Raw genomic sequence first — 21506 nt, forward strand, 5'->3', positions numbered from 1 at the left:
CAGAGCAGACACAAAATTACCCATTGAGGAAAAGGAGAGAGCAAGTAAAGATGAAAAAGATGCATCGATCGATTTTATCGCTTCTTTTGACCCTGACCATGCTGTGCAGCGTCTGTACAAGCGCGTTTGCAGCCACAGCGGAACCGGTCCAGGCAGAAGCGGGGGACGGCATCGTCCAGATTGAAAACGGTCCGATCCAGGGCGTCCCGTCCGACACGGAGGGCGTTACAGTATTCAAAGGCGTTCCGTTTGCACAGCCCCCGGTGGGCGACCTGCGCTGGAAAGCGCCGCAGGACCTGGAAGAAACCTGGACAGACGTGCGCGTCTGCGACGAGTGGGGCAACCAGGCAATGCAGCCCGAGAATCTGAACCCTGTCGGAGAGTTCTGGGGCGATGAGTTCTATTTTGACGAAGACTACAATCCGGAGATCAGCGAAGACTGTCTCTATTTAAATGTGTATAAGCCCGAAAACGCGGACGTCGAGGACCTGCCCGTCATGGTGTGGATCCACGGCGGCGGTTACGACCACGGAAATGCTTCCGAGATGGAGTTCAACGCCTCCAAGCTGGCGGCGAAGGGCATCATCGTGGTGTGCATCCAGTACCGCGTCAACGTGTTCGGCTTCCTGGCACTGCCGGAGCTGAGCGAGGAAAACAACGGCGTTTCCGGCAACTACGGTACGCTGGACCAGGTCAAGGCGCTGGAATGGGTCAGCCAGAACATCGAAGCCTTTGGCGGAGATAAAGATAACGTGACCATCTGCGGCCAGTCCGCGGGCGCGATGTCCGTGACGGCCCTGCTTTCCACCCCGTTGACCAAGGGCCTTTACAACCGCGCGATCATCCAGAGCGGATTCAGCGGCTATGCGGCCCCGGGCAGCTATACCACGCTGGAAAAGAAAGAGGAGACCTGCCAGGCGGCGATTGAAAAGGCGTTTGGCGAAGGCGCCACGCTGGAAAAACTGCGCGCGATGGATGCGAAGGAGTTTATGGATTCCGGCGTTTACAGCGCCCTGAAGAGCGCGGCCGGCAGCAACACGCTGGACGGCTATGTGTTTACCGAAGAATCCATCGACCTGACAAGGGACGGCGCGCTGGACGGCATCGACGTGATGATCGGCGGCACGGCGGACGAGTACACCTCCCTCGCGGGCAATCCGGACGGGGAGATGGATATTGAAGCGTTCCATGCTTCCAAAGAAAAACAGTACGGCGATCTTTACAACCGCAGCATCTATAACCCGCGGACAGAAAAAGAAGCATACCGCCTGAACTTCCGCGCCATCAGCGACGGAAGCCTGGCAAAATACCGCATTTCCGCGGAATATGGCAAGACGCATAACGAAGACCACAACGCGTATGTTTATTACTTCGATCACGACCTAGCCCCGCACGATCCGGAAATCGTGGGCGGCCGCGACGAGGATTTCTACGGTTCGTTCCATTCCAGCGAGCTGTGGTTTATGTTTAACTCCATGCGCGACGGCGTGGAAGGCCAGCGCCTGTGGACGGAAGACGACCACTATCTGGCGGATACGATGTCCTCCTACTGGGCGAACTTTGTGAAGACCGGCGACCCGAACGGCGAAGGCCTGCCCAGCTGGGAAGAGTGCACCTCCGATACGGACGGCGCGTTCATGCACTTTAAGGATACGGAAGACGGCGCGGCGGCGGTCTGCACGACCAGGAGCGATTTCCCGGCCCGCGACCGTTTAATGATGAAGTTCAATATGAACTCCCTCGGCCTGACGGAAAACGACCTGCTTCTGCCGTATGCGATCCCGTTCGGCGACGTTCCGGCGGAATTGGTGACAGAGGTCCAGGAGGAAGGCCAGCGCGTGGTAGAAGTCAACCTGACCTACGACGGCGCGGTCGATCCGGACAGCGTTTCCCAAAACGACTATAAAGTCAAGGCGTCCCTGACCTACGGCGACGGCAAGAGCGATATGGACGGCTACCGCACCATCACGGATGTAACGGTCAACGGGAACGTCGTTACGCTCAAGCTTGACCCGGACGACGCGGCGGCAACCACCAGTTTCTACAACGGCACCACCAACGTGTACGACATTTCCTATCTGATCACCCAGAAGGGCGAGATCGAGACGGACAACGGCACGGTGGAGCCGGCAAAGTACCGCAGCACAAAGATTACCAATCAGATTGTGGACGATTTCCAGAGCGGAAGCGTCAGCAATGAAAAAGGCAAGACCATCAACTTCAAATACTACGATCCGATTGCATCCGCGGATGCGGCAGCGGACGGCAGCTATCCGCTGATCCTGTTCCTGCACGGCAGCGGCGAGAGCGGCAGCAACAACCTGTCCCAGATCATCGCCAACAAGGGCGCCGTCTCCTGGGTGGAGCCGGACCGTGTGGCGCAGAATCCGGTCTATGTCCTGGCCCCGCAGTGCCCGACGGCGCGCGAAGGCTGGATCAATCAGGACAACCAGGACCTGGTCATCAAAATGGTGGACGAATTTGCGGCGACCCATAATGTGGATACCAGCCGCATCTATATTCAGGGCCTGTCCATGGGCGGTATCGGCACCTGGAAGATGATTCTGGATTACCCGACCAAGTTCGCGGCGGCGATCCCGATCTGCGGACGCGTTCCCAGCGGCAGCGATTACAACTACTTTACCGACAACAACGGCGCGGCGTTTGACGCGCTGGCGGAGTTCCCGATCTGGGTGGCGCACGCGGAGAACGACCCGTCCGTCAATATCGCGGGTTCCAGAGAGGCGGTTGCGGCGCTGAAGGCGCATGGCAACACCTCGGTCAAATTCTATGAGTATCTGCCGGGCGCAATCGTCCCGAACGCGCACCACAGCTGGAAAGCGGTCTATGAAGACCAGGAAATCTACAACTGGCTGTTCGAGCAGAATACAGCGAGAAACCACAACCCGGAACACCCCCTGAAGACCCAGTACACCACATGGGAATACGAAGGGGTACAAGCGATCCTGGACTACGACGTGGACCCGATGTGGGTCTTGACCAACGGCGACCGTGCGGTTCTCATTGATACCGGCATGGGAAAAGGCGACTTGTATGGCAAACTGAAATCCATTCTCCCGGACAGCGTCAAGAAGATCGACGTCCTGCTTACGCACCGTCACGGCGACCATATCGGACAAATTGCAGATTTCCAGAACCGCGACGACGTTGAGCACGTATATATCGGTGCGGCGGACGCGGAAACAGTGATTCCCCGCATGGGAGACGATGCGGACAAGGTTGTCCCGGTCAACGACGGCGATAAGATCCCGTTTGGCAATAAGTCCTTCACGGTAATCGACGTCCCGGGCCATACCACAGGTTCGGTTGTATACCTCCTGGAAGATAAACTGTTCACAGGCGACGCGATCGGCACCGGCTATGTCTGGATGCAGATCGGGGACCGCTCCATCGAAGAGTATGTCGATTCCCTGCAGCACCTGAACGACGCGATCGGCGACCGCGACCTGACCGTCTACGGCGGCCATACACAGTACCGCGGTAAAATGACCGATCAGTATGTGCGCGACATTCTCGAATGTGCAAAGGGCATCGTGGACGGCACCATCGAGACCAAGCAGTATCTGCGCGGCAGCGTGCGCGACGCAAGACAGGCGACCTACGGCACGGCCTCCATTGCCTATCGCCCCGATTGGGTCCGGAAGGACAGCATCTGGGCGGACCTGACCACGGAAGTGTTCGACGACGGACAGAAGGTCGTTTCCGCGACCATCACCTATCCGAGCGAGCTTGACGCGGCAAAGGCAAGCCAGATTGCAAGATCCGCATTCCAGGTCGAGGCGCGCCTCACAGCGGGCACAGAATCCTTCAATAACGTCGGCATGCGGACCATTTCCGACGTTAAAGTCAACGGCAAGACGATCACCCTGACCTTTGACCAGAACGACGGAATGGGAGCCACCAGCTACTTTGATTATATGAGCTTCCAGACCTCCATGTACGACCTGGCCTATACCATCCGCCAGACAAAAGACCTGCCGCTTGCGAACGGCGACACCGCCAAGGCGGCGACATGCAAGCAGCGCTCCGTCAAGAATCTGGTTGTGGACGACTTCCAGACGGCGAGCGTCAGCGACGGCACAATGACCATCCCATACCGCTATTATGACCCGGTTGCGGTCAACAAGGTGGACGACGAGGGCGAATACCCGCTGATCCTGTTCCTGCACGGCGCGGGCGAATCCGGCACAAACAACAACGCACAGCTGATCGCCAACAAGGGCGCGGTCGCCTGGGCGGAAGCAGACCGCATCGCACAGAATCCGTGCTATATCCTGGCGCCGCAGAGCCCCGGCTTCTCCGTCGGCGGCTGGCAGGGCGAAGGAATGCCCCAGCTGCTGATGAAGATGATCGAGGACTTCGCCAAGGCGCATCCGCAGGTGGATATGGACCGCATCTATATTGAAGGCATGTCCATGGGCGGCATGGGAACCTGGAACATGATCCTGACCTATCCGGACTTCTTCGCGGCGGCGATCCCGATCTGCGGCATGGTCAACGATTCTGTCTATGAGACAGACAACGGCGCGGCGTTTGACGCGCTGGCGAACCTGCCCATCTGGGTGGCGCACGCGGAAAACGACACCACGGTCAACGTCTCCGGTTCGCAGAAGGCGGTTGCGGCGCTGAAGGCGCACGGCAACACCTCCGTCAAATATTATGAGTACCTCGAAGGCTCCATCACTCCCGACCCGCACCACAGCTGGAAGGCCGTGTACGCGGACCAGGAAATCTACAACTGGCTGTTTGAACAGAATAAAGCCAGAACCGATTACGGCAAGATCAACCCGAAGACCCTGTATACGCTCAAGGATTACGGCGATGGCGTACAGGCAATCTGGGACTACGATGTAGACCCGATGTATGTCATGGTCAACGGAGACCGTGCAGTGCTCATCGATACCGGCATGGGCGCTGGAAACCTTTACGATACCATGAAAGCCATGCTGCCGGAGAGCGTTAAGAAAATTGATGTTCTGATTTCGCATGGACACGGCGACCATACTGGACAGGCGTACGATTTTGCAGAGCGTGAGGACGTGGAACATATCTATGTCGGCACGCGCGATGAAGCGACTCTGAAGTCTGCCTTGACAAGAAGAGGAAAAGACACCTCTAAAGTTACGCCGGTCAACGACGGCGATAAGATTCCGTTTGGTGGCAAATCGTTCCAGGTCATTGACATCTATGGTCATACGGCAGGCTCGGTTGCCTTCCTGATTGACGACAAGCTCTTCACCAGCGACGCGATCGGCTCCGGTTACGTCTGGATGCAGATCGGCGTGTGCTCCATCGAAGAATATGTCGATTCCCTGCAGCACCTGAACGATGCAGTTGCCGGTATGGACCTGACGGTCTACGGCGGCCATGCACAGTTCCGCGGCACCATGACCGACCAGTATGTCCGCGACATCCTCGCATGCGCGAAGGGCATTGTGGACGGATCCATCGTTGGCACACAGTACCTGCGCGGCAATGTGCGCGACGCGAAGGTTGCAACCTATGGAACCGCTTCCATCGTTTATGACCCGCGCCGCATCCTCAAGGACGGCATCGGCGCGGAGCTCACCACCGAGGTGAAGGACGACGGCCAGAAGGTCATCCAGGCTTCCATCACATATGAGAATGAGATCGATCCGGTTTCCGTTTCCAAGGCAACCTATCAGGTGCAGGCGACGCTGTCTGCAAGCAATCCGAAGTTCGATCAGATCGGCCTGCGCACCGTGACGGACGTCAAGGTGGACGGCAAGACCGTGACCATCACACTGGATCCGGCGGATGAAGAGGCGGTTACCAGTTATTACGACGGCAAGGTGACCAGCACATACAACCTCTCCTACAAGGTATCCCAGCTCACCGACATCAAGACGGCGGGCGGTGAAATCGTTCCGCGCGACGCGTTCCTGAGCAATTCCGTCAAGAATCTGGTTGTGGACGACTTCCAGAGCGGAAAGGTGACCAATGAGAGCGGCAAAACCATCAATTACCGCTATTTCGACCCGATTAAGTCCGCAGGCGTGGACAAGGACGGCAAATATCCGCTGGTCCTGTTCCTGCATGGCAGCGGCGAAAGCGGCAGCAACAACCTGTCCCACCTGATCGCCAACAAGGGCGCGGTCGCCTGGGCAGAGCGCACAGATATGAATCCGACCTATGTATTGGCCCCGCAGTGCCCGACCGCAAGCGAAGGCTGGGTCAATGAAGCAAATGAAGCGCTCGTGATGCAGATGCTGGATGAATTCATCAAGGCAAACGCGGACACGATCGATACCAGCCGCATCTACATCCAGGGCTTGTCCATGGGCGGCATCGGCACTTGGAAGATCATCCTCGACCATCCGGACATGTTCGCGGCGGCGATGCCGATCTGCGGCAGAATTCCGAACGAATACTACGGCGACAAGGCGGAGCAGCTCAAGGGCATTATCAACATGCCAATCTGGGCGTTCCATGCGGCGGACGACGACAGCGTCAATATCGAAGGCACCCGCCAGGCGGTTGCAGCGCTGAAGGCCGCCGGCAGCAAGTGCGTCAAGTTTGAAGAGTTCACAGCGGGTTCCATCATCCCGTCTCACCACGTGTGGAAATACGTGTACAGCACTGGTACCCCGTATAACTGGCTCTTTGACCAGACGCTCGAAAGAAGCGAAAACCATACGATCAACCCGTCCATGAACTATGTCCATGAGACCGTCGAACCGGGCGTCAGCGTCATCAGAGACTATGAGCTGGGCCAGATCTGGGTCCTTGAGCAGGGCGACAAGGCGGTTGTGATCGACACCGGCATGGGCGCCGGCAATCTCTACGACTACATTGTCAACGAAGTCCTGGTAAACAAGAACGCGGACATCGACGTAATCCTCACGCACAACCACGGCGATCACATCGGCTGTCTCGACGATTTTGTCGGACACGACCAGGTCAAGAATGTTTATGCCGGAGAAGGCGACGAAGCTTCTATCATCAGGAAGATGGGCGCGGATGCCGGCAAGGTCAAAGTTGTGAAAGACGGCGACAAGATTGCCTTTGGCAGCGAGACAATGGAAGTGCTGGCGCTCCCGGGCCATACCGCCGGCTCCATTCTTCTTCTGCATGGTGACGACCTGTATACCGGCGACGCAGTCGGTTCCGGCGACCTGTGGATGCAGATTGGCATGTGCTCGATCCAGACCTATATTCAGAATTTGAATAAGGTTCTTGACAAGCTGGGAGACCAGAAGCTGAATGTGCGCACCGGCCACGCGGAATATCTGGAGCCCTTCACAGAAGAATATCTCCAGGAAATCATGAAGTGCGCGGAAGGCATCGTGGACGGCTCCATTACCCCGACAATCTATACGAGAAGAGATGCAAGCTATGCGACCTATGGCAGAGCAAACATCGTTTACTTCCCGTATCAGGTTATGGACGCGGATGTGACCGGCCTGAATGCGGCGATTCAGGATGCGGAATCCCGCAGCTCCAGCAAGTATACTAGCGATTCCTGGGCGAAGCTGGCGGCAGCCGTCGCAGCGGCGAAGGCACTGCCCGCAACAGCCACACAGAATAAGGTAGACGCAGCCGAGCAGGCCATTAAAGACGCCATCATGGCGCTGGTTCCGAAGACCACTTCCAGCTCCTCCGGAGGCGGCTCCAAGACCGTGTATGTCTATGAGAATGGCAGCTCCTATGGCAGCGATGGCATTGTGGGGACCACGCCGGGCGCCGGCACAGGAACCACAGCCGCCAGCGTGAAGTCCGATACCACACTGCCGTTTACTGTCCAGCGCGGCCAGGCGTACTGCTTCAAGATGACCGTTCTCAATGGCAACGGCGTAGCGCCGAGCTTCACCGTCGGTAACGGCGGCGTCTTCAAGACCCAGTTTGTCACCCAGATCGGCAACGATTATTACTTCCGTATTTGGGCGATCGGCAACGCAGGCCAGTCCACAGGCGTATATACCCAGCTGCCCGGACAGGCGGCCGTGCAGCATTGCACCGTGGCAGTCGCGTAAAATGAGTCTCGCAGTAAGCGCGTCCCGGCCGGAAGCCTCTGGTCAGGCGGCCGCGCGGCACTGTACCACAGCAATCGCATAAGATTCATCAGAAAACCCGCAGCGGGCCTTCCGGAGATAAGCGCCCGGAAAAGGCCCGCTGGACAGGGCGGCAATTCCGTTCTTCATTCATAAACGAGTGTAACATATTTCTTTTTCATCTTCCTTTTAAACCCTTTAGCAGGAGAGGCCGCGGAACGCACCGCGGCCTCTTTCTTTGTCTGTTTACAGATAAGTGAAAAATATCCCTTCTTTTCTGGAAACAGTGATTGAAATTTTAAAACGGTCGTGCTATAATCATACTTGCTTTTATATACCCGCCCGTGGCGAAGCTGGATATCGCAGCAGATTCCGATTCTGAAGGCCGGGGGTTCGAATCCCTCCGGGCGGGCCACAAGATCCCCGTTGTGCGCGGTGCACAGCAGTTGTTTGATCGGTTTGACCCTCCTGTGGAGCACAAGGAGGGATTTGAACCCGAAAGGGTCCGAGCGTAAGGAAAAGGTGCCAGTGGCACGTTTTCAGCGAGGAGCAGCGCAGCCCGGTACCGGCGCATCAAGCGCGGGTGGGCAAGCTGGCAGGGCGCAGGGCGTCCGGTAAATCCCTCCGGGCGGGCCACAAGATCCCCGCTGTGCGCGGTGCACAGCAGTTGTTTGATCGGTTTGTTTCCTTGCAGAGCGCAAGAGAGGGCCGAGCGTGTTATTTCGATCATATTGGGAACCATATTCCGGGGCGGCGGAACGCGCCGCCGCAGTCAAAACGTCCTTTCCTGTACCGGGAGAGGGCATTTTTGTATTGGAAGGGGAATTTTCAGTGAACGTTCTGGTAATCGGGTGCGGCAGGCTGGGCAGACGCCTGGCGGAACTTCTGGATGAGCACGGGCACGATGTTGCGGTGGTGGATTCGGATGTCGACAACTTCCGCATGCTGGACGAGGACTTCAACGGGATGACCGTCACCGGTTTTCCCATGGAAATGAAGGTATTGCGCACCGCCGGAATTGAGAGCTGCGACGCCGTCGCGGTCTGTACGCCGGACGACAACCTCAATATCACCATTTCTCAGATTGCAAGGGAGTTTTTCAACGTGCGCAACGTGGTCGCGCGTATTTCCGATCCCGGACGGGAAAAGGTGTTTAAGCGCTTCGGCCTGAAAACGGTCTGCCATACCAAGCTGGCGAGCGACGCGATGTTTACCGCGCTGACCCAGCCCTGGGATTCCCGCGAGGTAACCTTTGGCACCGCGACGGTGGCGTTCCATGTCAAGGAGGCGGACCGCTCCTGGATCGGCCAGCTGGTTACCAAACTGCCCTGTGATCCGGGGGAAACGCCGTTCGGCCTGGTACATGCGGACGGGACCATGCAGCTCAGCGCGGGCCGCAAGGACCTGTATGTCACCGATAACGACCGCATTGTATTCGCAATGATGATCGATTGATAAAAAGAGCAGATAGAAACCGGAAGGAATTTCCTGCGGAGGGATTGTTATGAAAGTTGTCATTGTCGGCGGCGGCAAGCTGGGCTACCATGTGGCGGAAAATATGCTGGAGCGCAAATACGACGTCCGCCTGGTGGAAAAAGATAAATTCCGCTGCATGCGGATCGCAAACGAGTTGGATGTGGAGGTCATCTGCGGCGACGGCACGGAGATCGAGACGCTGGACAACGCCGGTACGCAGAACGCGGACTGTTTTATCGCCGTGACCGGGCAGGATCAGGACAATCTGGTTGCTTCCCAGCTAGCAAAGCGGCAGTTTAAGGCGGTCAAGGTAATTGCGCGCGCGAACGATCCCCGCAATATGGACGCGTTGCGCATCCTGGGCGCGGACATCGCCGTGAGCAGCACGGAGATCATCACCAACCTGATCGAGCAGGAGGTCGACATTGCCGAGATGCACCTGCTGGCGACGCTGAACAAGGGAAAGGCCGGCATCTGTGCGATGACGCTGCCCAAGGACACCGCGCTGGAGGGCATCACGCTCAAAGAGCTGGAGCTGCCGGAGGGGTCGCTGGTCATTTCCATTCTGCGCGGGGACAATATGATGATCCCGAACGGCAACACGGTCATCCACGCGAACGACGAGATTGTCGCTGTATGCGAAGGCAGGAGCCAGAAACGGCTGTTGAAAATTCTGAGAGAACATAAGTAAATTAGATGGTTTTCAGGGCTTGACGAAGGCCCCGTTTTGTGATATGGTTTTCCTAAATGAATACACAAAGAGACGTAGACGGAGAAGAGTACGCCAGCGTTGAAAGGCGCAGCGAGCCGGGGAGGGTGCGAGCCCGGCGCGAGTAGAACCGACGGAAAATCCCTCCCGAGTCGCAGGCCAAACGCGCATTGCGTCAGTAGGCCATGCCGGTTCCCCCGTTATCGGGAGCGCATATGCTGGTATGCAGTAATAGGTGGTATAGCGAGCAAATCCTCGCCCTGTTATTGGGGCGGGGATTTTTTGTTTTCTCAGGAAGTCCATTTCTGACTGGCTGGCGGCAACGCGCGTGAAAATTGGGAAAACGCATCTAACAGAGTATTTAATAAGGAGAGGACGCAGCATGTACCAGAAGGTAGGGCAGGACCTGAGCTTCCCCGAGCGGGAGAAAAAAGTCCTGGAGTTTTGGAGCGAGAACGATATTTTTAAAAAGAGCCTGAACGCCAACGGCGAAGGCGAAAGCTATGTGTTCTACGACGGTCCGCCGACCGCGAACGGCAAGCCGCATATCGGCCATGTGCTGACCCGCGTCATCAAGGACACGGTCCCGCGCTACCATGTGATGAAGGGCCAGAACGTGCCGCGCAAAGCCGGTTGGGATACCCACGGCCTGCCGGTAGAGCTGGAGGTTGAGCGGGAACTGGGCCTGGACGGCAAGGACCAGATCGAAGACTACGGGATGGAACAGTTTATCGACCACTGTAAGGCCAGCGTCTGGCAGTACAAGGGCATGTGGGAGGAATTCTCCGACACCGTCGGCTTCTGGGCCGATATGGAGCATCCCTATGTCACCTACGACAACAATTTTATCGAGTCCGAATGGTGGGCGCTGAAAAATATCTTTGACCGCGGGCTGCTGTACAAAGGCTATAAGATCATGCCGTACTGCCCGCGCTGCGGCACGCCGCTTTCCAGCCATGAGGTGGCGCAGGGCTACAAGGACGTCAAGGAGCGTTCCGCCATCGCGCGGTTCCGCGTGAAGGGGGAGGAGAATGCCTCCATCCTTGCGTGGACGACCACCCCCTGGACGCTGCCCTCCAATGTGGCGCTCTGCGTCAATCCGGAGGAAACCTACGCGAAGGTCCAGTACCAGGATGAAGTCCTGTACATGGCGCAGGCGCTGCTGGATACCGTCCTGGGTGAAAACAACTATACCGTGCTGGAGACCTTCCCCGGCAAAACGATGGAGCACATGGCGTACGAACCGCTCTATCGCTTTGTGGAGCCGGCGGAGAAATGCTGGTATGTCACCTGCGATACCTACGTCACCCTGACCGATGGCACCGGCGTGGTCCATATCGCGCCCGCGTTCGGTGAAGACGACGCCAAGGTCGGCCGCCGCTACGGCCTGCCGTTTGTGCAGCTGGTGGACGCGAAGGGCGAAATGAAGCCGGAGACCGACTGGCCCGGCGTATTTGTCAAGGATGCCGACAAGCCCATCCTGGAGGATTTGAAGAAGCGCGGCCTGCTGTTTGCCGCGCCCAAGTTTGAGCACAGTTATCCCCATTGCTGGCGCTGCGACACTCCGCTGATCTACTATGCCCGCGAGGGCTGGTTCATCCGCATGACCGAAGTCAAGGATGATCTGATCGCCAACAACAAGACCATCAACTGGATTCCGGAGAGCATGGGTACCGGCCGCTTTGGCGACTGGCTAGAAAACGTGCAGGATTGGGCCATCAGCCGCGACCGCTACTGGGGCACGCCGCTCAATGTCTGGCAGTGCGGCTGCGGGCATATGCACGCGATCGGCAGCATCGAAGAATTAAAAGAGCTGAGCGATAACTGCCCGGACAACATCGAGCTGCACCGCCCCTATATCGACGCCGTGACCATCCGCTGCCCCAAGTGCGGTGGGGAGATGCGCCGCGTGCCGGAGGTCATCGACTGCTGGTTCGACTCCGGCTCCATGCCGTTCGCGCAGCATCACTATCCGTTTGAGAATCAGAAGCTGTTTGAGCAGCAGTTCCCGGCGGACTTTATTTCCGAAGCGGTCGACCAGACCCGCGGCTGGTTCTATTCCCTGCTGGCGATTTCGACGCTGCTGTTCAACAAAGCGCCGTTTAAAAACGTGCTGGTGTTGGGCCATGTGCAGGATCAGTTCGGGCAGAAGATGTCCAAATCGAAGGGCAATGCAGTCAATCCGGCGGAAGCGCTGGCAAAGTACGGCGCGGACCCGATCCGCTGGTACTTCCTGACCAACTCCGCGCCGTGGCTGCCCAATAAATTCTACGACAAAGCCGTGCTCGACGGCCAGCGCCGTTTCCTGGGCACGCTCTATAATACCTACGCGTTCTATGTGCTGTACGCGGATATTTACAAATTCGATCCCACCCGGCACAAGCTGGAGAAGGAAACGCTGTCCGCGATGGACCGCTGGATTCTCTCCAAGCTCAACCACATGGTGCAGGGCGTGGACAACGATATGGCGAACTACCGCCTGCCGGAGGCCGCGCGCGGCCTGCAGGAGTTTGTGGACCTGCTGAGCAACTGGTATGTGCGCCGCAGCAGGGAGCGCTTCTGGAAGGATACCATGGATACGGACAGCGTCAACGCGTTTATGACGCTGTATACCTGCCTGGAGACCGTCTCCCGCACCGCCGCGCCGATGATCCCGTTTATGGCGGAGGAAATCTACCAGAATATCGTGCGCACGGTGGACAAAGACGCGCCGGAGAGCGTGCACCTGAGCACCTTCCCAACAGCGGACGCGTCCTATATGGACGCGGAACTGGAGGCCAATATGGACGAGGTGCTGGAGGTTGTGACGCTGGGCCGCGCGGCGCGCAACGGTGCGGCAATCAAGAACCGCCAGCCGCTGCCCGTGCTGTATGTGCAGGGAAGCCGCGTACTGGACGACGCCTTCCGCCGCATCGTAATGGAGGAACTGAACGTCAAGGACGTGCAGTTTGTGGAGGACGCCGCTTCCTTCATGGATTACAGCTTCAAGCCGCAGCTTAAGACCGTGGGCCCGAAGTACGGCAAGCAGCTGGGTGAAATCCGCAGTGCTCTGTCCAATCTGAACGGCGTCGCCGCCAAGCAGGAGCTGGACGCCACGGGTGAACTGGTGCTGAACCTGCCCTCCGGCGAAGTCAGGCTGACGGCGGACGATCTGCTCATCAGCGTGGAGCAGAAGGCGGGCGCGTACACGGTCAGCGACCACGGGCGCACCGTGGCGCTGGATACGCACATCACGGAGGAGCTGCGCGAGGAAGGCTTCCTGCGCGAGGTCGTCAGCAAGCTGCAAACCATGCGCAAGGAATCCGGTGCACAGGTGACCGACCATGTGAAGATCACCTATCAGGCGGGCACATACGCGGACGGCGTCATTCAGAAGAACCGCGACTTCATCATGGGCGAGGTCCTCGCCGAGGCGCTGGACGCGGCGGAACCCGCCGGCTACGTCAAGGAATGGGACGTCAACGGCGAAACCGTGACGTTCGGTCTGGAGCAGGCGTAATCTGTAAAGGTTGATTGTAGCGTAGGCTAAAACGCGTTTTCCCGCTTTTCTGAAAAGCGGGACCTGCGGTCATCTCGCGCCTGCGGCGAGAATTGTTTTTATCTGACTGGTAATTATTAAAACAACGCGTTTTCCCGCTTTTCTGAAAAGCGGCGGGATCAAAGGGCGGCGCCCTTTGCCGCTCCTCGCAAGGAGCGGGACGTGCAACGTCTTTCGCGCCTCCGGCGATTGTCGTTTAGATCCTCGAGCGAGGCTTTAGCCTCTAGCGAGCGTCCCGACCGGAGGTCCTCTTCCTGAGAAGAGCGAGTGGGAACGAGTGATATGGTCCTTTACGGACATTTTATGCTACAGGGCAAACTACAGGGGCCGTTGCAGTTTTATTCTGCAACGGCCCCTCTTTTTGCTATTTCAGCTCTTTGATACAGGTTTCGCATAGATAAAAGTCCGGTGTGATTTCTTTTAACAACTCCGTTGAACCGCATTTCAAACACACATAATCGGCCTTTTGCAGAATGATTTGACGGTTTTCTTTGTCCACGGATATGATAAAGCGGTCTTTTTCCGAGATTCCCAAAGCGGTTCGGATTTCCACTGGCAATAAAATCCGCCCCAACTCGTCCACCTTTCGGACAATGTCCGTTGTTTCTATCATTTATTTTCCCTTCCTTTCTGCTTTATGGTAACATCAATAAGTTTTGGACAACACCCGCTATCCGGAGTTTTTCCGACGGATAGATCATTCCATCTGTTTCACAGAATCGGTATACTGTTGATGGAAAAGATTTCCTAAAGTATGGATGGTGATCGTTGTGGATTCGAAAAGTTTTGGGAAGAAATTGAAAAACCATAGGGCGAAATGCGGCTGGAGCCAAAAGGAATGCGCAGAGAAAATCGGCATCAGCACCCGGTATCTGGCTGATATTGAACGCGGAGACAAAATCCCCACGCTGGAAACCTTCGTCCTGATTTTAAATACCCTGACTGCTTCTGCGGATGACGTGCTACAGGATAGTTTATCGGTTGGCTATCAGTCGAAGAGCAACGACCTCTTAAAGAAGCTCGAATCCGTCGATGTTTCAAAGAGAAAGCAGGTTTTGGATATCTTCAACAGTGTCATCACTTCTCTAAAAGATAACTGAAAATTTACAAAGAGGAAACAACTGGGAATTGCAAAGCAGGAACCACAGTGGTAAAATATAGAAAAATCCAGAAGAAAGAAGGAATTTACATGCTGGATCAAACGGTATTAAATGCTGTGGTTGAAAAAACGCGCGAACTGATGAACGCCCCGACTTGCAGCGGTGAGACAAAGGCGGCGGCACAGGCCTGGCTGGACGCGGTGGGAACGGAAAGCGAAGCCGCGGAAACAAAGAAATACATTGAAGAGCTGGAAGCGGACATCATGCCGATTGACGGCTTGATCGGCTTTGCGGAGTCGGATATGGGCGCGCGGATTTTTGGAGCGGACAAGGCGAAGGAAGTCGCGGCGCACGCAAAGGAAATCAAGGCCGCCGGGGCCAAATACTGCGACTGCCCGGCCTGCGCGGCGGTGGAGGCGATTCTTGAGAATAAGGATGCGCTTCTGAAGTAAAAAAGAATCATCGGAAATGAAACAGGACGTTCGTCAGGATTGGCGGACGCCCTGTTTTTGTTTTACTTTTTTATAGGGAAAAAAGTATTTGCTGTCGCTTTTCAAAGCGACGTACATCCCCCGGCGAAAGCCGGGGGAGCAAAGAAAAGCCCCAGAGGAAGTTCCCTGCCCCATAAACGGCAATATCACTCGTTCCCACTCGCTCTTCTCAGGAAAAGAGTTCCGTTCTCTGCGGAGAACGGCAAAGGGCTCTGCCCTTTGATCCCGCCGCTTTTTAGAAAAGCGGAAAAACACGTTTTAGAAATTACCTGTTTGGTGAAAAACAACCTCGCCGTAGGCGCAAGCTAACCGCAGGTTCCACCTTTTAGAAAGGTGGGGAAACAAGTTTTAATCATCACCAGCCAGGTGAAAATAATCCTCGCCGCAGGCGCGAGCTGACCGCAGGTCTCGAATTCCACGTTGCGCTCTTTTGGAAAAAAACGTATAATAGAAACGTTAAGTTTATCAGGAAAGAGGGCATTGCAATGACAGAAGTGCAAATTCTGGAGGTGGCCCCGGAGCAGGTGGACGAGCTTGCCGCGCTGGCAAAAATCATCTGGACGGAGCATTTTACGCCGATCATCGGCGCGGACCAGACCGCATATATGATTGAAAAATTCCAGTCTGCCCCGGCGATGCGGGCGCAGATGGCGGACGACGGGTACCATTATTATTTCTTTATCTGCGGCGGGGAAAAGGCGGGCTATACCGGCATCCGCCGCGACGAGGATTCCTTGTTTCTCAGCAAAATCTATGTGCGGAAAGAGTTCCGCCGCAGAGGGATCGCCTCGCGGGGGATTGCGTTCCTGACGGACCTGTGCCGCGGGGAAGGGCTCAAAAAAATCTGGCTCACAGTCAATAAATATAACGACGGTTCCATCGCGTGCTATAAGGCGTTGGACTTTGTCGTATCTCATCCGCTGGTGACGGACATCGGTAATGGCTTTGTGATGGATGACTATGTGATGGAAAAACGCATTTTCCCAACGCTGTTGGTGGTGGACGGATGCGTGCGCAAAAACAGCCGCACCCGTGTGCTGATGGAAGCGTTTTTGGCCGCGTACCGGGAAGCGCATCCGGACCATATCGTGGATACGCTCCGTCTGGCGGAAGAGAACTTTTCCAATATAACAGGAGAGACCTTTGAACAGCACGAGTTGCTCAAAAAACAGGGCGAGCTGGACGGCCCGGAGTTTGCGCAGGCGCGCCGGTTCGCGGCGGCGGACGGCATTGTCATCGCCGCGCCCATGTGGGAGCTGAGCTTCCCGGCCATCATCAAAACCTATATCGAAAACATTTCCGCGCCCGGCGTGACCTTCCGCTACGGGGAGGGGGACACCGGCTGCATCGGCTGCTGCAGGGCGAAAAAGCTGCTGTTCCTCACCACGCGCGGCGGCGTGTACACCGGCCCGGCATCGCATCTGGAACTGGGTTCGTATGAGCTGAAGGCGCTGGCGGAATTCTTCGGCATTCCGGACTATGCGTGCATCTTTGCGGAGGGGACGGACCTGTTCCCCGCGGAGGAAGTCGCGCTGCGCATGGAACAGGCGAAAAAACAGGCGGAAACCGCCGCACGGGAGTGGTAAGTATGGATTTTACAGCAGTACTGGCAGACCAGTTTCATTTAAAGACCTGGCAGATTGAAAAAGTGATCGAGCTGATCGACGAGGGGAACACGATCCCGTTTATCGCGCGTTACCGCAAGGAGGCCCACGGTTCCCTGGACGACCAGACCCTGCGCGAGATTGCGGAGCGCCTGGAATACCTGCGCGGACTGGAGAAGCGCCGCCAGGAGGTGGCGGACCTGATTACCGCCGCGGATTGCATGACGGACGAGGTCTCCGCCGCGCTGGCGAACGCCGCGACGCTCTCTGAAATCGAGGACATCTACCGCCCGTTCCGTCCCAAGCGCAAGACGCGCGCCTCCGTGGCAAAGCAGAAGGGGCTGGAGCCGCTGGCGCTGGAAATCTACAGGCAGGAACCGAAGGCGGCCTATCCCATCGATATGGCGCAATCGTATGTTAATCCGGAGCTGGGCGTGGAAACGCCGGAGGACGCGCTGGCGGGCGCGAAGGACATCATTGCGGAGATGATCTCCGACGATGCGGGCATCCGCAAGCGGCTGCGCGTGGTGACGCTGGCACAGGGCGAGCTGGTCAGCAAGGCCGCCAGGCCGGACGAGGACTCCGTCTATGCGCAATACTACGATTTCCGCCAGCCCATCCGCCAATTGCAGGGGCACCGCGTGCTGGCGGTGGACCGCGGCGAACGCGAGGGCTTTCTCAAGGCCAGCATCGTGCTGGATCCGGCGCGCGGCTTAAATATCATTTACACCACCTGCGTCAGGGAAAATACCCCCTGTGCGGAGGCAGTGCGCGAGGCGGGCGAGGACGCGTACAGCCGGCTGATCTTTCCGGCAATTGAGCGCGAAATCCGCAGCAAGCTGACAGAGGACGCGGACGAGGCGGCGATCAAGGTCTTTTCCGTCAACCTGCGCCAGCTTTTGATGCAGCCGCCGGTGAAGGGCCGCGTCGCCATGGGGCTGGACCCCGGTTACCGCACGGGCTGCAAGGTGGCGGTTGTCGACCCGACCGGGCGCGTGCTGGACACGGGCGTGATCTATCCGACCCACTCCAAGGTGAAGGTTGAGGAGGCGAAGAAATTTGTCTCTGAGCAGATTCAGAAGCACGGCGTGGAGGTGATCGCCATCGGCAACGGCACTGCCAGCAAGGAAACGGAGCTGTTCGCCGCCGAGGTAATCCGGGAGCTGCACACCGGCGTTTCGTATATGGTGGTCAGCGAAGCGGGCGCGTCCGTCTACTCCGCAAGCAAACTGGCGGCGCAGGAGTTCCCGGATTTCGACGTCACCCTGCGAAGTGCGGTTTCCATCGCGCGCCGCTTGCAGGACCCGCTGGCGGAGCTGGTCAAGATCGACCCCAAGGCCATCGGCGTGGGGCAGTACCAGCATGACATGCCGCCCAAACGGTTAAATGAGGCGCTTTCCGGCGTGGTGGAGGACTGCGTGAACACCGTCGGCGTGGATTTGAACACCGCGTCGCCGTCCCTGCTGGAAAAGGTGGCGGGCGTTTCCGCAACGGTATCCAAAAATATCGTCAAGTACCGCGAGGAAAACGGCGCGTTCAAAAGCCGCGCGGAGCTGAAGAAGGTGCCCAAGCTCGGCCCCAAGGCGTTTGAACAGTGCGCGGGCTTTCTGCGCGTCAGCGAAAGCGACAACGTGCTGGACAACACCGCCGTCCATCCGGAGAGCTACACGGCGGCAAAGGCGCTGCTTAAGCTCTGCGACTGCGATATGAAGGACATCCGCGCCGGGAAGCTCGACGGCCTGCGGGAAAAGGTGCAGTCCATTGGCGAGGATACCGCCGCGCAGGAACTGGGCGTCGGCGTGCCGACCTTGCAGGACATCGTGACGGAGCTTCTGCGTCCCGGACGCGACCCCCGCGACGAGCTGCCGCCCCCGCTGCTGCGCACGGATGTGCTGGGCATGGAGGACCTCAAGGCGGGCATGGAGCTGATGGGCACCGTGCGCAATGTGATCGACTTCGGTGCGTTTGTCGATATTGGCGTGCATCAGGACGGGCTGGTGCACATTTCCCAGGTGTGTAGCCGCTATATCAAGCATCCCAGCGAGGTGCTCAAGGTGGGCGACATTGTCAAGGTCTGGGTGCTGTCCGTGGACATGGCAAAAAAGCGCATTTCCCTGACGATGCTGCCGCCCAAAGAGGAATAAAAAATACGGGGTCCGCGTATGCTGCATTGACTCGGTGGCTGAAAAGAAAATACGCTTTGACAAAAGCGCGTCTTCTTATGAAAATGCGTGTGCCGTGCAGAAAAGGCGTAAAATCTGTAAAAATCTTCCTTGTTAAGAAAGATCAATAAAGCATTTATACAAGATTTATAAAAGTTAGTCTTAAAAAGTCGAAATTTTTACAATGAAATGGGATACTAGCATTTCCTTGTGAATAGATATGTGCTATAATGTGAACATTCTATTACAAAAGGAGTTGCTCACTATGGAATTTTTGCAGCCTTACATTAGCATGTGGACCAACTACGTAAACTTCAAGGATCGTGCAAGACGCAGAGACTTCTGGATGGCCTTTCTTGTAAACTTTATCGTGGTGTTTATTCTGGGCATCCTTGTTAACATTGCGTCCTTCTTTGGCATTATTTCTGGTATTTACAGCCTGGCGATTCTGGTCCCGATGCTTGGTCTGTGGGTCAGAAGACTGCACGACACCGGCAAAAGCGGCTGGTTCCTGCTTCTGGGCCTGATCCCGGCAGTTGGTGCGATCGTCCTGCTGGTCTTCGCCTGCATGGACAGCCAGCCCGGCGCCAACCAGTATGGCCCGAACCCGAAGGGTTTCTAATCCATAACCGGAGATAAAAAGCGCGGATCGCGCAATGCCTTTTTTAAAAAGTGATATAAAAACATCGCCCTTGACCGGCTGGTTCAGCCGTCAAGGGCGATGTTTTTATTTGTATCTTTTTTGAACCGTTTGTCGAGGCAGATGAGCAGACGCAGGAACGATAAACAAAAAACACCGCATAAACTTTCTAAATAGGGCAGATTATTTTCCAAATAAATTGCTGTGCGTTCCGGTGCGGGCTAAGGTTAAGACAAGAACGTCGTCTTCAATGTGGTAAATAAGCAGCCAATCAGGAAGAATATGACATTCCCGATGCCCGCGCCAATCGCCGCTCAAGGCATGATCCCTGTTTTGCTCCGGCAGAGGCATGCCGGCTGCAAGGCTTGCTACAATTTGTTCCAACAATTCAATTTTCAGTCCGCGCTTGATCGCCAGTTTGTAGTCCTTCTTAAACTGTGTGGTGGTTTTAACAATGTATTTTGTCATTCTTTCAAATCCGCGAAAAGCTGGTTTACGTCCGTGTAACCCTTTACTGTGGGGTCTTTCGCAATCCTTTCCGCCTCAAGCATTGCGGCAATGGTTTCCTTGTTTGGTTGATTTAACGTTACTTCAAACGGAAGGCCGCCTTCACGGAGAGATTGACGGACAAAAATATTGAATGCCGTTGAAAGGTTCATGCCAAGCTCGGCAAAAAGCGCGTCTGCCTGTGCCTTAAGCTCCGTGTCAATGCGAATGCTGATGTTTGTTGTGTTGCTGGCCATTAGATCGCCCCTTTCCAGTAGATACTTATATTATATGCAATTTGCACGAAGAATACAATACATTGCACGAAAAATATAATAATACAGTGTGAGGAGCAGTACAAAAAATTCATGTGGAGCTTTTCAAAAAAATAGAGAGACGAAAGCGAGTGAAGAATATTCACCCGCTTTCGTCTCTTCCGTTTGTTCAGACCCCAAAACATTCCATTCCCTTCCAACGAGGAAGTCGAGCGACACTTTATACAAATCGCTAAGCTCCAATAGGATATGCAAAGGTGGAACAACTTTTCCGCTTTCGTAATAAGCGTAAGTAGAACGGTCGATTTCTAAAAACTCCGCCAATTCTCGCTGATAGTACCGGCGTTGTAAGTTCCATATGTAACGAGTGTCTTTAACCTTTATAGTGATTTTATTTTATGATTAGTTGTACTTCAAGTTGAAGTGAATTTGTATGCTTCAACTTGAAGTGTGATAATTTTAATTACATGCAAATATGTGACACATGGTAAGGAATAACGAGGTGAGAATATTGTTGGACAAAAGTATATTGAAAGCGGTCGGTCAGAGGCTCAAAAAGTACCGTTTGCTGGCAGGGATGACTCAAAAGCAACTGTCAGAAATACTGGGCATTGGCGAGCAATATTATGGACAGGTTGAGCGTGGCGTTAAAAAGCTGAGCCTCGAAAAGCTAATGTTTTTTTGTACTTGCTTCCAGATTCCCCTCGACGATATTATCAGAATTGATGCGAAAGATGAAGACGACCCCATAAAGCTTGCCTGTATTTCAGAGATTTCTCAATTGCTGATTGATTGTTCGAGAGAACAGCTGGCCTTAATTAAGTCCTTTGTGCATAATATCGATTTGCTATAAAGGAGTAACTGAGATTTATGAGGAACGCGCCTACCGCCGCGGTATGCGGGACTGTGTGATCCTGTTAAAAGCGCTCCGCGTTCTGGCATAAACAAGCAGGGCCGCAGCAAACTTCTTTGTTTTGCCGCGGCCCTGTTTT

The 21506-nt window shown here is 55.8% G+C and carries 15 protein-coding genes and 1 tRNA gene; 12 read left to right on the forward strand and 4 right to left on the reverse strand.

What is annotated here, in order from left to right; translation table 11 throughout:
• Window positions 1–50: 50 nt before the first annotated feature.
• The 5 genes from I4V53_RS12095 (at window position 51) to ileS (ending at window position 13717) form a co-directional block, all read left to right on the forward strand.
• Complete coding sequence (locus I4V53_RS12095; RefSeq protein WP_195985953.1) at window positions 51–8015, forward strand: carboxylesterase family protein; 7965 nt, start codon at window positions 51–53, stop codon at window positions 8013–8015.
• Window positions 8016–8371: 356 nt separating this feature from the next.
• Window positions 8372–8448, forward strand: a tRNA-Arg gene (locus tag I4V53_RS12100).
• A gap of 416 nt (window positions 8449–8864) precedes the next feature.
• Window positions 8865–9488: a potassium channel family protein gene (locus I4V53_RS12105; protein WP_195985954.1), complete on the forward strand. Its 624-nt coding sequence runs from the start codon at window positions 8865–8867 to the stop codon at window positions 9486–9488.
• Between the two features lie 49 nt (window positions 9489–9537).
• Window positions 9538–10200 carry a potassium channel family protein gene (locus tag I4V53_RS12110; RefSeq protein ID WP_050696742.1) on the forward strand — a complete coding sequence of 221 codons (663 nt, stop codon included), beginning with the start codon at window positions 9538–9540 and terminating at the stop codon, window positions 10198–10200.
• A gap of 400 nt (window positions 10201–10600) precedes the next feature.
• Entirely contained in the window at window positions 10601–13717 is a 3117-nt protein-coding gene (ileS, locus tag I4V53_RS12115) for an isoleucine--tRNA ligase (RefSeq protein WP_195985955.1), read from the forward strand.
• A gap of 403 nt (window positions 13718–14120) precedes the next feature.
• On the opposite strand, the gene I4V53_RS12120 is transcribed toward ileS, so the two are convergent.
• Complete coding sequence (locus I4V53_RS12120) at window positions 14121–14369, reverse strand: AbrB/MazE/SpoVT family DNA-binding domain-containing protein (RefSeq protein WP_195985956.1); 249 nt, start codon at window positions 14367–14369, stop codon at window positions 14121–14123.
• Between the two features lie 157 nt (window positions 14370–14526).
• On the opposite strand from I4V53_RS12120, the gene I4V53_RS12125 reads away from it, so the two are divergent.
• The 6 genes from I4V53_RS12125 (at window position 14527) to I4V53_RS12150 (ending at window position 19735) form a co-directional block, all read left to right on the forward strand.
• Entirely contained in the window at window positions 14527–14856 is a 330-nt protein-coding gene (locus tag I4V53_RS12125; protein WP_195985957.1) for a helix-turn-helix domain-containing protein, read from the forward strand.
• 89 nt (window positions 14857–14945) lie between these two features.
• Window positions 14946–15308 carry a molecular chaperone Hsp90 gene (locus tag I4V53_RS12130; protein WP_502709370.1) on the forward strand — a complete coding sequence of 121 codons (363 nt, stop codon included), beginning with the start codon at window positions 14946–14948 and terminating at the stop codon, window positions 15306–15308.
• A 39-nt stretch (window positions 15309–15347) separates the two neighbouring features.
• Window positions 15348–15656 carry a hypothetical protein gene (locus I4V53_RS12135; RefSeq protein WP_195985958.1) on the forward strand — a complete coding sequence of 103 codons (309 nt, stop codon included), beginning with the start codon at window positions 15348–15350 and terminating at the stop codon, window positions 15654–15656.
• A gap of 176 nt (window positions 15657–15832) precedes the next feature.
• Complete coding sequence (locus tag I4V53_RS12140) at window positions 15833–16933, forward strand: GNAT family N-acetyltransferase (protein ID WP_195985959.1); 1101 nt, start codon at window positions 15833–15835, stop codon at window positions 16931–16933.
• 2 nt (window positions 16934–16935) lie between these two features.
• Entirely contained in the window at window positions 16936–19095 is a 2160-nt protein-coding gene (locus tag I4V53_RS12145; RefSeq protein ID WP_195985960.1) for a Tex family protein, read from the forward strand.
• A gap of 283 nt (window positions 19096–19378) precedes the next feature.
• The gene (locus I4V53_RS12150) at window positions 19379–19735 is read left to right on the forward strand and encodes a DUF805 domain-containing protein (RefSeq protein ID WP_286167146.1); all 357 of its coding nucleotides are present in this window, start codon (window positions 19379–19381) and stop codon (window positions 19733–19735) included.
• Between the two features lie 201 nt (window positions 19736–19936).
• Here I4V53_RS12150 and I4V53_RS12155 read toward each other — a convergent pair whose 3' ends face one another.
• From I4V53_RS12155 to I4V53_RS12165, 3 genes are all read right to left on the reverse strand, one after another.
• Window positions 19937–20221, reverse strand: a complete 285-nt coding sequence (locus I4V53_RS12155) for a type II toxin-antitoxin system YafQ family toxin (RefSeq protein ID WP_195985961.1) — start codon at window positions 20219–20221, stop codon at window positions 19937–19939.
• Window positions 20218–20496: a type II toxin-antitoxin system RelB/DinJ family antitoxin gene (locus I4V53_RS12160; protein WP_195985962.1), complete on the reverse strand. Its 279-nt coding sequence runs from the start codon at window positions 20494–20496 to the stop codon at window positions 20218–20220. Before I4V53_RS12160 ends, I4V53_RS12155 begins: the two co-directional genes overlap by 4 nt.
• 123 nt (window positions 20497–20619) lie before the next feature.
• Window positions 20620–20904 (reverse strand): helix-turn-helix domain-containing protein, encoded by a 285-nt coding sequence (locus I4V53_RS12165; RefSeq protein WP_353616521.1) that lies wholly within the window; start codon window positions 20902–20904, stop codon window positions 20620–20622.
• Between the two features lie 121 nt (window positions 20905–21025).
• Between I4V53_RS12165 and I4V53_RS12170 the strand changes: the two genes are divergently transcribed.
• On the forward strand, window positions 21026–21367 hold the full coding sequence (locus I4V53_RS12170; protein ID WP_195985964.1) for a helix-turn-helix domain-containing protein: 342 nt from the start codon (window positions 21026–21028) through the stop codon (window positions 21365–21367).
• The last annotated feature ends 139 nt before the right edge of the window (window positions 21368–21506 follow it).

Origin of the sequence: Clostridium sp. D33t1_170424_F3 (genome assembly GCF_015667585.1) — a bacterium.
Classification (GTDB): Bacteria; Bacillota; Clostridia; order Oscillospirales; family Acutalibacteraceae; genus Anaeromassilibacillus.